The organism is Micromonospora rifamycinica (assembly GCF_900090265.1).
In the GTDB taxonomy this organism is placed as follows: domain Bacteria; phylum Actinomycetota; class Actinomycetes; order Mycobacteriales; family Micromonosporaceae; genus Micromonospora; species Micromonospora rifamycinica.
Window position 1 is genome coordinate 4,780,001 of sequence record NZ_LT607752.1, and the last position, 13,428, is coordinate 4,793,428.

At 67.1% G+C, this 13,428-nt stretch carries 4 protein-coding genes and 2 rRNA genes (1 of these 6 running past the window's edge); 5 read left to right on the forward strand and 1 reads right to left on the reverse strand.

Translation table 11 applies throughout. From position 1 onward, the window contains the following. The 3 genes from GA0070623_RS19870 to GA0070623_RS19880 all read left to right on the forward strand — a co-directional run. A 23S ribosomal RNA gene (locus GA0070623_RS19870) occupies positions 1–3,105 on the forward strand (it extends 8 nt beyond the left edge of the window). Between the two features lie 99 nt (positions 3,106–3,204). Then, positions 3,205–3,321, forward strand: a 5S ribosomal RNA gene (gene rrf, locus GA0070623_RS19875). A 428-nt stretch (positions 3,322–3,749) separates the two neighbouring features. Then, positions 3,750–4,376, forward strand: coding sequence for an NADPH-dependent F420 reductase (locus GA0070623_RS19880; protein WP_067314953.1), 627 nt, complete (start codon positions 3,750–3,752; stop codon positions 4,374–4,376). Between the two features lie 163 nt (positions 4,377–4,539). Here GA0070623_RS19880 and GA0070623_RS19885 read toward each other — a convergent pair whose 3' ends face one another. Then, positions 4,540–6,369: a VanW family protein gene (locus tag GA0070623_RS19885; RefSeq protein ID WP_067314958.1), complete on the reverse strand. Its 1,830-nt coding sequence runs from the start codon at positions 6,367–6,369 to the stop codon at positions 4,540–4,542. Positions 6,370–6,879: 510 nt separating this feature from the next. Between GA0070623_RS19885 and GA0070623_RS19890 the strand changes: the two genes are divergently transcribed. After that, positions 6,880–12,267 (forward strand): fibronectin type III domain-containing protein, encoded by a 5,388-nt coding sequence (locus tag GA0070623_RS19890; RefSeq protein ID WP_157746985.1) that lies wholly within the window; start codon positions 6,880–6,882, stop codon positions 12,265–12,267. A gap of 553 nt (positions 12,268–12,820) precedes the next feature. After that, positions 12,821–13,363, forward strand: coding sequence for a DUF6230 family protein (locus tag GA0070623_RS19895; protein WP_084261376.1), 543 nt, complete (start codon positions 12,821–12,823; stop codon positions 13,361–13,363). Positions 13,364–13,428 lie beyond the last annotated feature (65 nt).

The window sequence follows — 13,428 nt, forward strand, 5'->3', positions numbered from 1 at the left end:
TGTCAAGGGCGAACGGTGGATGCCTTGGCACCAGGAGCCGATGAAGGACGTGGGAGGCCGCGATAGGCCTGGGGGAGCTGTCAACCGAGCTGTGATCCCAGGGTGTCCGAATGGGGAAACCTGGCACCAGTCATGTGGTGTCACCTGCATCTGAACACATAGGGTGTATGGGGGGAACGCGGGGAAGTGAAACATCTCAGTACCCGTAGGAAGAGAAAACAAATAGTGATTCCGTGAGTAGTGGCGAGCGAAAGCGGATGTAGGCTAAACCGGTTGCGTGTGATACCTGTCAGGGGTTGCGTGGTCGGGGTTGTGGGACCCTGCTGAACAGGCTGACACTTGTTCGAGGAGTTATCAAGTTGGTGGCTAGCCGAACAGTCTGGAATGGCTGACCGTAGGCGGTGAGAGTCCGGTAGGTGAAAGTTGCTGACCTTCTGTGGGTGTTCCCGAGTAGCGGCGGACTCCTGAAATCTGCCGTGAATCTGCCAGGACCACCTGGTAAGCCTAAATACTTCCTGGTGACCGATAGCGGACGAGTACCGTGAGGGAATGGTGAAAAGTACCCCGGGAGGGGAGTGAAATAGTACCTGAAACCGTTCGCCTACAATCCGTCGGAGCCTTGCGGGGTGACGGCGTGCCTTTTGAAGAATGAGCCTGCGAGTTAGTGGCATGTGGCGAGGTTAACCCGTGTGGGGTAGCCGTAGCGAAAGCGAGTCTGAAGAGGGCGTTGTAGTCGCATGTTCTAGACCCGAAGCGGAGTGATCTAGCCATGGGCAGGCTGAAGCGCGGGTAAGACCGCGTGGAGGGCCGAACCCACCAACGTTGAAAAGTTGGGGGATGATCTGTGGTTAGGGGTGAAAGGCCAATCAAACTCCGTGATAGCTGGTTCTCCCCGAAATGCATTTAGGTGCAGCGTCGTGTGTTTCTTGCCGGAGGTAGAGCACTGGATGGTCTAGGGGGCCTACAAGCTTACCGAAATCAGCCAAACTCCGAATGCCGGTAAGTGAGAGCGCGGCAGTGAGACTGCGGGGGATAAGCTTCGTAGTCGAGAGGGAAACAGCCCAGATCACCAGCTAAGGCCCCTAAGCGTGTGCTAAGTGGAAAAGGATGTGGGGTCGCATAGACAACCAGGAGGTTGGCTTAGAAGCAGCCATCCTTTAAAGAGTGCGTAATAGCTCACTGGTCAAGTGGTTCCGCGCCGACAATGTAGCGGGGCTCAAGCACACCGCCGAAGCTGTGGCACTCACATGATACTTCGTCAGGCATTTTGGTGTCTGGTGCAGGTGTGTGGGTGGGTAGGGGAGCGTCGTGCCGGGGGTGAAGCAGCGGGGTGACCTAGTTGTGGACGCGGCACGAGTGAGAATGCAGGCATGAGTAGCGAAAGAAGGGTGAGAAACCCTTCCGCCGGATGACCAAGGGTTCCAGGGCCAGGCTAATCCGCCCTGGGTGAGTCGGGACCTAAGGCGAGGCCGAGAGGCGTAGTCGATGGACAACGGGTTGATATTCCCGTACCCGCGAAGGAGCGCCCGTGATGAACCTTGCTGTGCTAACCACCTGAACTGTTGGCGGTTTTCGGACCGAGAATGGGGAGGCTGGGAACCTGGTGGGTAGTAGTCAAGCGATGGGGTGACGCAGGAAGGTAGCTGAGCCCGGCCGGTGGTTGTGCCGGGGTAAGCGTGTAGGCCGTGCCGTAGGTAAATCCGCGGTACACAGGGCTGAGACGTGATGCCGAGCCGATTCAGGTGAAGTCAGTGATCCTATGCTGCCGAGAAAAGCCTCTAGCGAGTTCTTAGCGGCCCGTACCCCAAACCGACACAGGTGGTCAGGTAGAGAATACCGAGGCGATCGGGCGAACTGTGGTTAAGGAACTCGGCAAATTGCCCCCGTAACTTAGGGAGAAGGGGGGCCGGAGACGTGAAGCCCCGTGCGGGTGGAGCGTTGTATGGCCGCAGAGAGCAGGGGGAAGCGACTGTTTACTAAAAACACAGGTCCATGCGAAGAAGTAATTCGATGTATATGGACTGACGCCTGCCCGGTGCTGGAACGTTAAGGGGACCTGTTAGCTCCTTTTGGGGGCGAGGCGGAGAACTTAAGCGCCAGTAAACGGCGGTGGTAACTATAACCATCCTAAGGTAGCGAAATTCCTTGTCGGGTAAGTTCCGACCTGCACGAATGGCGTAACGACTTCCCCACTGTCTCAACCACAGGCCCGGCGAAATTGCAGTACGAGTAAAGATGCTCGTTACGCGCGGCAGGACGGAAAGACCCCGGGACCTTTACTATAGCTTGACATTGGTATCTGAATGGGCTTGTGTAGGATAGGTGGGAGCCGGTGAAACCTGTACGCCAGTATGGGTGGAGGCAATCTTGAAATACCACTCTGGTTGATTTGGGTATCTAACTTCGGACCGTTATCCGGTTCAGGGACAGTGTCTGGTGGGTAGTTTAACTGGGGCGGTTGCCTCCTAAAGGGTAACGGAGGCGCCCAAAGGTTCCCTCAGCCTGGTTGGCAATCAGGTGTTGAGTGCAAGTACACAAGGGAGCTTGACTGTGAGACTGACAGGTCGAGCAGGGACGAAAGTCGGGACTAGTGATCCGGCACTTGCGTGTGGAAGCGGTGTCGCTCAACGGATAAAAGGTACCCCGGGGATAACAGGCTGATCTTCCCCAAGAGTCCATATCGACGGGATGGTTTGGCACCTCGATGTCGGCTCGTCGCATCCTGGGGCTGTAGCAGGTCCCAAGGGTTGGGCTGTTCGCCCATTAAAGCGGTACGCGAGCTGGGTTTAGAACGTCGTGAGACAGTTCGGTCCCTATCCGCCGTGCGCGTAGGATACTTGAGAAGGGCTGTCCCTAGTACGAGAGGACCGGGACGGACGAACCTCTGGTGTGCCAGTTGTCCCGCCAGGGGCACGGCTGGTTAGCTACGTTCGGAAGGGATAACCGCTGAAAGCATCTAAGCGGGAAGCCTGCTTCAAGATGAGGTATCCCATCCCACTTTGTGGGGGTAAGGCCCCCAGCTAGACGACTGGGTTGATAGGCCGGAAATGTAAGCTCGGTAACGGGTTCAGTTGACCGGTACTAATAGGCCGAGGACTTGACAACAAGGCTGCTACGCGTCCACTGTGCAACTCTGAACAAATACCAGACAACCCCCCGCACGCTGGGTGTGGGTGTGTGTGTTGTTTGATATGTTCATAAGGTTACGGCGGTCATGGCGGAGGGGAAACGCCCGGTTACATTCCGAACCCGGAAGCTAAGCCCTCCAGCGCCGATGGTACTGCACTCGGGAGGGTGTGGGAGAGTAGGACACCGCCGGACAATCATTGTGGAATGCCCACCCCTCACGGGGGTGGGCATTCTGCATTTCCACTCCTGGTCCCGTGGAGGTTCACGTAGCCCGGCCGCGAGCGGCACCGCCCTCCCATGGATACGGCCGGCGTCGAGATCCCGCCGGCCAACCAGCTGCTCCGGCAGTCCGCGGTCCCGCCGGCCCGGCATCACACCGGCCCGGAACCCCGGCCGCCCATGCCAGCCCGCCCTGCCGGCCCGCGTTCGGTGAACCGCCCCGGGCAGCCGCCGTCACCTCGTACCGTCGATGCGGTACCGGTTTTTCCCGGCGTCCTCGCACCGTCCGGCGAAACGTGACGTGGGGTACGCCTCGTCCGCAATCGGAGCGGACCAGGCGGGGTACCTGCTGAGCGGAGAACCGGAACTGACCGTCGGAAGCGGCGGAGGCAGGAGTGGTCATGAAGATCGGAATCATCGGCTCGGGGCACATCGGCGGCACCCTCACCCGGCGGCTGCGGTCCCTCGGGCACGACGTCACCGTCACGAACTCGCGGGGGCCGGCCAGCCTGACCGACCTTGCCCAGGAGACCGGGGCGGTCGCCGGCACCCTGGAGCAGGCCGTCCAGGACGCGGAGCTGGTCGTGGTGGCGGTCCCGCTGCTCGTGGTGCCCGAGCTGCCGGCCCCGCTCTTCGACGGCAAGATCGTCGTGGACGCCGACAACTACTACCCGCAGCGCGACGGCGACATCGCCGAGCTGCTCGACCGCAGCCTCACCTCCAGCCGGTGGACCGCCGACCACCTCAAGGGTGCCCGGGTGGTGAAGACCTTCAACAACATCCAGGCCGCGCACCTGATGGACCGGGGGCGACCCGCCGGTGCCGGGGACCGGATCGCGTTGCCGGTGGCGGGTGACGATGCCGAGGCCAAGCAGCTGGTCATGCAGCTCGTCGACGCGCTGGGCTTCGACCCGGTGGACGCGGGCACCCTCGACGAGAGCTGGCGGCAGCAGCCCGACACCCCCGTCTACGGCACCGACCGGGACGCCGAGGGGGTCCGTCAGGGACTCGCCGAGGCCCGCCCCTGACCACCCGCGCAACCACCCCGACCGCCGCCGGGCGTCGGAATCCCGCCCGCGGTACGACCGGGCGTACCCGGAGAGCACAGAGCCCCGTCGGCGATCGGCCGGCGGGGCTCACGCGTGCGTCGGGACTCGGGGCGGGGCCGACCCCGGGTCGTGGCGGTCGGGCTCAGGAGGGTTTGGGACCGCAGACGAAGTTCGGTTCCGGGTCGTAGGTCCAGCTGAACTTCTCCCGCTTGACGACCTTGCCGTCCTTCTTGATGACCCGGTAGGCGTCCTGGCTGAAACCGTTGCTGCCGGCGGCGGCGATACACGTCGGGCCGGGCTCCAGGTGGACCGTCTTCGGCGTGGTGATGTTACGGCGTGGGCCGTACTCGGTCTTGACGCTGTCGTAGATCTTCGTGCTCCACATCGACACGGTGATCGTGTCCGAGGTGTACGCGGTGTCGATCAGCACCCCGTGCGGGGTGTTGTTACGGAACTTGAAGTCCAGGTCCGGCCAGAAGATGGTCGACTCGATCACCGCCGGGTAGCGGCTGAAGTAGAACGAGTGCGGCTTGTGCTCGACGTCCTGGAGACCGGCGTAGTAGCTGGCGTTGAAGAGCGTGGTGGTGAACTGCGAGACGCCGCCGCCGACCCCGGGGACCAGCTTGCCGCCGACGATCACCGGGGCGTCCTTGTAGCCCTGGGCGTAGCCGCGCTCACCGGTGTGCGCGTTGAGCGAGAAGGTCTCCCCCGGCTGCACGATCGTGCCGTCCACGTCCTTAGCGGCCTGGATGATGTTCTGGCTGCGCGGCGAGGAGAGGCCGCCGGGGAACTTGGTGGAGAAGGTGGAGACCCGTTCCTTGATGCCCAACTCGGCGAGCTTCGCCTCGGTCAGCTCCGGCTCGGCCGCCTTCAGCTCCCCGGTGACCGTCCGGCCGTCCGCCTTCGGCAGCACCGCGAGCAGGTCCCGGCCGAGGGCCGCCGAGTCGAGCTGCTGCCCGGCCCGGCCCGGCACCACCTTCGGCTTGCCACCGGAGATGGTCAGGCCGGCGTCCTTCGGCGTGGACTCGATCGCGGCCAGCTTGCTGCCGAGCGCCGTCCGGAGCCGCTTCACGTCGATCTTCGGGGTCAGCTTCCCCTCGTCGTCGGCCGAGAAGCGCAGCGCGCGGGCGATCGCCGCCGGCGGGACGCTGACCGACCCCTTGCTGGAGGTGATCGTGACCGGAGCGGCGACAGCCGGCTTCGCCAGCTCGGCGACCATCCGGTCCACCTCCTCCCGGGTGGTCGCGGGGTTCTTCTCCACCACCGGCACGGTCACCGGCTGCCCGGCCAGCCAACCCGCGCGGACCACCCGGGCGGACTGCTCCGCGTCCAGCGTCAGGCTCGGCTTCGGGTAGACCGGTTTCGGGGTGGTGCCGGTGAAGATGATCGCCGGCATCGTCATGTCCCGACCCTGGCTGCCGAGGACCGTCCGTAGCGCCGCGTCCAGCTTGGCGGCGTCCACGGTCACCACCGGCTCGACCGACCGGGAGCCGAACAGCCGGTCCACCGGGTGCGCCTGCGCGGAGGTGGCGGCGGCGACGGTGGCGTCCACGTCCACGGCCAGGCCGACGTCGGAGGGGTTGATCTCCGCCCGGTTCTCGCCCACCAGCACGGTCAGCGGGGCGTTCAACGCACCGGCCCGCTTCTCCAGCTCGGCCCGGAGCTCCTTTGCCGCCTCGGTGCGGCTGCGACCCCCCAGCTCGGTGCCGAGCACGCTGGTGCCGCGGGGGACGTCCCCGGCGTACGCCCAGGCGCCCGTGCCGACCATCCCGGCCAGCACCGCGGCGGTCACCCCACCGGCGAGCAGCACCCGCCCGCGTCGCCACCACGGCCTGCCGCCTGCCGGGCGGGGCGAGCCCGCGGCCCCGCCGGCCGTGGTGGGCTCCTCCTCGCCCGGCCAGCTCACCGCGGTGACCTGCACCGTGGGGCGGTCGTCGGAGACCTGGTTGTCGCCGTACAGCGTCACAGCCACCTCGATCGGACGTACCACGCGGGGGGTTGCGGCCCCCGGGGACACCTACGGTAGCCAACCGGACGGTCAGCCGACAGCGTGCGTCCGGCCATCCTCACCACCGCGTGTCGTCGCCGGTCACACGGTGTATGGCCGTTCGTGGCACGGTGTCCGGGTGGAGGGACCGGGCCGGCCGGCACGGGCGTGCGGGCGAGCCGTACGGGCGGTGGTGCCGTGCGGTGGGACACGGCCGGCCGTGTGTCACGAGGCGGGACGTGCCGAAGCCGGCCGGTACGGCGTTCCGTGGTTCAGGCGGCACGGCCCGGCGTGCTCCTGGCGGGTTCCGACAGCGCTGGTGGACGTGTTCACGAAGCGCGCCGGTCGGTGAACGGTCGGCTGACCAGGGCATCCCTGCCTCGTTGTCGATCGGCCGTTGGTGCGGAAATGACGACCGCTGCGCGTCTGGCCGATCCGTCGGGCTCTGCCATGCTCGTGATCATGAATATCCACGGGGGATCTTCGTCTGTTGCCATGCTCACAAGACGCTGGCAGGCGGCGATCACAGCGGTACTGATCATGCTCGGTCTGGCCTATCAGGCCGAGCCGGCCCGAGCGGCGGTCACGACCTTGACAGCGGCACAACTCAACACGGCGTTCAACGCCTACGGAGATGCCGGCAACCACTGGACCGGCGCCGACGGCACCACCTCGGTGGCCCTGCCGGACGGCCGGGTGATCTGGCTCTTCTCCGACACCTTCCTCGGTACGGTCAACACCGACGGCAGCCGTCCCGCCAACTCTCCGATGATCAACAATTCGGCGATCGTGCAGAGCGGCACCTCGCTCGGCGCGACCCTGACCGGCGGCAGCGCGGTCGCACCCACCGCGCTGGTCGTACCGGCACAGTCCGGAGAGTTCTTCTGGGTGGGGGACGCGGTCGTCGAGTCCGGCGAACTGCGGGTCATCTACAACCGCTACCGGCGCAGCGGCACCGGCGTCCTCGACTTCACCCTGACCGGGGTGTCGCTGGCCAGGTTCGCCCTCCCCGCCCTCACCCTGACCGCGGTGACCGACCTGCCGGTCGGCTCGGACGTCAACTGGGGCGCGGCGATCACGCCGGACGGGGCGTACACCTACATCTACGGCACCTCGACCGCCCCCGGGCGAATGAAGTTCGGCCATGTCGCCCGGGTCAGCACCGGGGCGCTCGACGGCCCCTGGCAGTTCTGGACCGGCACCACCTGGTCGGCGGACCGCACCACCGTCGCGCGGCTGCTCAGCGGGGTCGGCACCAGCTACTCGGTGCAGAAGGTGGGCAGTGAGTACGTCCTGGTCACCCACGAGAACAACCTGCTCTTCGACCCGCAGATCGTGGCCTACCGGGCCACCTCACCGACCGGTCCGTGGACCGGGCCGGTCCCGCTGTACCAGGCGCCGGAGATCACCGCCGGCGGGAAGAAGATCGTCTACGACGCGCGGCTGCACCCCGAACTCGCGACCACCGGCAAGCTGCTGATCTCGTACAACGTCAACAGCCTGGAGTTCGCGGACACGTTCGCCGACGCGCGGCTCTACCGGCCCCGGTTCGTGGACGTCAGTTGGCCACCGCCGTCGCCCGGCACCGGGCTGCCGGCCGCACCGACCGGTCTCACCGTCACCGGGCAGGACGACCACGCCGACCTGACCTGGGCGGCGGCCAGCGGAGTGACCTCCTACCGGGTCTACCAGCGGGACGTGACCGGCGGTCAGACCCACTTCGCCCGGCATGCGACCACCGCGACCACCACCAGCCGCCGCGCCGGACTGCTCATTCCCGGGCACCGTTACGAGTTCAAGGTGGCCGGAGTCAACAGCGCGGGTGAAGGACCGACCGGTGCGACCGTCTCGGTCACCCCGCAGAGCAGCGTGCCGGTGGCCGACGCGGTCCGGGGCGCCAACCGGGCCGACTCCGTCCCGGGCAGCTACCTGGTCCGGCTCAAGGAGGGCGCCGCCCAGCCGGAACGGGTGGCCAGCTACGCCGCGCAACTCGTCGCGCAGGCCGGCGGCACCCTGGGGCCGGTGCTGCCCCGGACGCTGCGTGGCTTCGGTGCGACGCTGACCCAGGCCCAGGCGGTGAACCTGGCCGCCCATCCGGACGTGCTGGACGTCGAGCAGAACGCCACCTACCGGGTCAGTGGCGAACAGGCCAATCCCTACTGGCACCTGGACCGGATCGACCAGCGGGAGGCGACTCCGGACAAGAGGTACGTCTATCCGAATGACGGAGCGGTGCGGGCGTACGTGGTGGACTCCGGGATCCGGGCGACCCACGAGGAGTTCGGCGGCCGGGTGGACACCGGCTTCAACGCCTTCGACGGAAGCACCAGTACGCCGGACTGCGGTAAAGGGCACGGGACGGCGGTGGCCAGTCTGCTCGGCGGAACCGACTACGGTGCGGCCAAGGCGGCAGGGCTGGTGCCGGTCAAGGTCTTCAACTGCACCACCACCGGTGAGACCGTTTCCGACACCCTCACCGTCGTGCGGGGGATCGACTGGGCGATGGGGGACGCCGAAGGCCGCCTGCCGGCGGTGATGAACCTCAGCCTCACCAGTGGTGCCGACCGGCCCTACGCGGACAGTCTCGACCACGCCACCCGGGCGGCGGCGGGCTCCGGCATCGTGGTCGTCGCCGCAGCAGGTAACCAGGGCGGAGACGCCTGCGACTACTCCCCGGCCCGGACCGGGAAGGACTCGGCGGTCATCACCGTCGGCGCCAGCGACATGGACGACTCCCGGCTCTCCACCAGCCAGGTGACCAGCAACCTCGGGCAGTGCGTCAACCTCTTCGCTCCGGGGGCGGACATCGTGGGAGCCGGGATCGGCGACGACCTGGACGTCTCGTACAACTTCGGCACCTCGATGGCGGCGCCCCTGGTCGCCGGTGCCGCCGCGATGCTGCTCCACGCCCACCCCGACTACGGTCCGGCCGACGTGAAGACGGCCCTGACCCGGGCGGCAACCGTCGGCAAGCTGTCCAATATCGGCACCTCACCGAACCTGTTGCTCTATGTGGAACGGCCGCCGACGGTCGCGCCGGCCGACCTCACCGCCACCGCCCGCGACGATGGCACCATCGCCCTGGACTGGGCACCGGTCGCCGACCAGAATCTGCACTACCTGGTCTCCCAGCGTGATGTCACCGCCGGGGAACCCGCCGCCACCCGCTGGCCGTCACCGGTCTTCGACGCCACCGACGCCGTCGCCCGCAACCTGATCGAGGGGCACCGGTACGAGTTCACCGTGGCGGCGGCGAACAGCGCCGGCACCGGGCCGGAGTCGAACGTCGCCGCCGCGACCACCCATCTGGCGGTGCCGGCGGCACCCACCGGCCTGGCGGCGTCCCCACAGGCCGACGGCTCGATCAGCCTGACCTGGAACTCTCTCGGCACCGACGTCTCGTACTGGGTCCACCAGCGGGACGTGACCACCGGCGAGACCGATTTCACCCGGCTCGACCTGCCGGTCACCGACTGCTGCACCCACACCGCCGGGTACCTCCTGCACGGGCACCAGTACGAGTTCAAGGTCAGTGGGCTCAACGCGGGCGGGGAGGGGCCGACCTCGACCCCGGTACGCGCGACCTCGACCTATCCGAAGCCGGCCCCACCGACCGGGCTGACCGCGGCCCCCGGTGCCGCCCAGGTGGTGCTGAACTGGACGGCGAGCACCACACCCAACGTCTGGTACCTGGTCAGACAGCGGGACGTCACCGCCGGGGAGACCGACTTCACCACCCTGGAGCTGCCGGTCACCACCTGCTGCACGTTCACCGCCGGCCTGCTGGCCAACGGGCACACCTACGAATTCACGGTGACCACGACCGGCCAGGGCGGGGAGTCGACACCGTCCAACCTGGCAACCGCCAAGCCGATGCCACCCCTGCCCCCTCAGGTCACCGGTCTGACCGCGACGCCCCGGTCCGACGGCGGGATCACCCTCACCTGGGCCGCACCGGCCGGCGACGACTTCTTCTACGACGTCTACCAGCGGGACGTCAGCGCCGGACAGGGCTTCAGCAAACTGCCGCTGCCGATTACGACCTGCTGCACGATGACCGCCGGCCTGCTGGTCCACCAGCACGTGTACGAGTTCAAGGTGGCGGCCACCAACGCGGCCGGCGTCGGGCCGCAGTCGACGGTGGCCGGCGCCACCTCCCGCTACACCGTGCCGGGCGCTCCGGCGAACCTGCGCGGGACCACCGGCGGGAACGGCACCGTCGATCTCGACTGGGACGCGCCGGGACCGGCGAGCAACCTCTACTGGATCTACCGGCGGGATGTCACGGCGGGGGAGGCGTTCGTCAAGCTGCCGTACCCGACCGAGGACACCCACGCCTCCATCGGTCTGCTGGTGCACAACCACGTGTACGAGTTCAGGGTGGCGGCGGAGAACCAGGGCGGCCAGGGGTCGAACTCGAACACGGTGCAGGTGACGGCCAGGGGCGGGCTGCCGGGTGCGCCGAGCGGATTGACCGCCGGCGCGGGGGACGGGAAGGTGACCCTGAGCTGGACAGCCAGCGCGACGTCCGGGGTCAGCTATCAGGTCTACCAACGGGACAGGACGCAGGGGCAGTCCTGGCAGAAGCTGCCGCTGCCGGTGACGGGCACCTCGTTGACGGCAAACTATCTGGTCAACGGGCACACCTACGAATTCAAGGTCGCCGCCTCGAACGTGTCGGGGGACAGCGTCGCCTCGAACGTGGCGAGTGCGCGGCCGATGCCGCCGACGCCGCAGGCGCCGACGGGTCTCACGGCGACGGCTGGCGATGCGAAGGTGACCCTGCGGTGGACGGCGAGTCCGACGGCGAACGTGTCGTACTGGATCGAGTCGCGGGCCAGCGGGGGTAACTGGACGACGCTGCCGGTGGCGGTGGGGTGTTGTGCGTACACGGTGAACCTGTTGTTCAACGGCACGACGTACGAGTTCCGGGTGCGGGCGACGAACCTCAGCGGCGACTCGACGGCCTCGAATGTGGCGAGTGCGCGGCCGATGCCGCCGACGCCGCAGGCGCCGACGGGTCTCACGGCGACGGCTGGCGATGCGAAGGTGACCCTGCGGTGGACGGCGAGTCCGACGGCGAACGTGTCGTACTGGATCGAGTCGCGGGCCAGCGGGGGTAACTGGACGAGACTGCCGGTGGCGGTGGGGTGTTGTGCGTACACGGTGAACCTGTTGTTCAACGGCACGACGTACGAGTTCCGGGTGCGGGCGACGAACCTCAGCGGCGACTCACCGGCCTCCAGCGTGGTGAGTGCGCGGCCGTGGCCGCCGCTCCCACAGGCCCCGACCACCCTGAAGGCCACGGTGGGGCAGAACTCGGTCCTCCTGACCTGGCTGGCCAGTCCGTCGCCGCGGGTCACCTACCGGGTGTACATGCGTAACGTCACCCGGGGCGCGGGATGGGGCACCGAAGCCGCCTACCTGACCGGCACCTCGGCCCACGTGCCGATGCTGACCGGCGGGAACCGGTACGAGTTCAAGGTCGTGGCGGAGAACGTCGCCGGCCAGAGCGCGGCCACCAACACCGTCAGTGTCCGCGTACACCATGTCTTCGCCACGGTCACCTGCACGGACTACTACGTCCCGATCAAGGATGTCCCGGTCGGCTGGACGTCGGTGAAGTCCAGTGCGCTCGGTGTGGCGGGCGGGGAGAACCAGCGGATCAGGGTGCAGCTGCGGGTCTGGAAGAACGATGTGCTGTGGACCTGGTCGGACTACTGGGTGACGACCGGGAGCGACGGATCCTGGGGTGTGCCGGTGAACGAGCACGAGAGTAACGGGGTCGCCGACTACGACCTCTTCGCCAGCGTCTACGGCCCGAACGGTGAGGACTGGGGCCGTGCCAGCGACTCCGACCATTGCGACGGGGGACGCGGCTAGGAGTGCCAGGTTCCGGTGCCGGTCGGCGGTTCGCGGAGGACCGTCGGCCGGCACCGGGTCCTTCCTGCGCCAGGCCCGGCGGCTGCGTGTGCGGCGTGACGGCCGGTGCCGCTGTGCGCCACGATCGTCACCCACAGACAACCCTCAGGCCAGCGTTATCAAAAGGTGATGTTTGTGAGCGTGTGTCTACCCAGGGTGGCGGAGCCGGGCTCGGCTGCTGCGTTCTGGGCGAATTGAGGGAGCTTGCCGGTCCATCGATGTTAACCGTCGGTAACATTCGGACATCCCCAAGATTTTTGCCCGTTACCCGCCGGTAGCAAGGGGTCTTGTGAGGTAGGTCGCTTCGCGGGAACATCCAATCCGCGTGCTGCAGCGGCCACCGGACCGGTGACAGCCTGCACGCGGCCACCGGCCCGGTGGCAACCGCAGCACCCTCCACCTCCTCCCGAACCGCGACCGCGTTCGGTGCTGACCCCTCGTCAAGGAGAACCCCGTGAGTGAAACGGAAGGCCGCCAGCTCGGCGGCGGGACACGGTGGCGTCGCTTCGCCGCGATGATGGTGCCGGCCACCGCGGTGGCCGGGGCGATCGTCTTCGGCATGTCCAACGGCGCGATCGCCGCGTCGTTCGCCGTCTCCGGACAGACCTTCAAGGTCGGTGCCACCAAGCTGGAGGGCACCGGCTTCAAGCAGTACGGCGGCTTCGTGAAGGAGAAGGACGGGACCGCGCACCCGGTGGCCGTCTCCGAGATCACCAACGCCAAGCTCTACGACCTCTGCCAGTCGGTGAAGGTGCCGGACATGCCGATCGTGCTCACCATCAACGCCGGTGGCGACGGCAAGCCGGCGACCGCCGAGGGCCTGCTCATCGACATGGACTCGCTCGGCGGTGACGCGGAGTTCACCAACATCAAGATCGGCCGGGACGCCACCGACCTGAACGCCGGGGCCACGCCGAAGTCCTTCGGCCAGAGCGCCGACAAGGTCGTCATCAAGGACCTGGAGCAGGTGGCCCGCTCCACCAGCGCCGGTGTCTTCACCCTCAACGGCCTCAAGTTGAAGATCAACGTAGGGGCCGCCGCCAAGGAGTGCTTCTGAGCTGAGGACCGGGCCCGTGGCGGCCACCCGCGACGGGCCCCGGCCCGGTACCACCCACGTCAGAA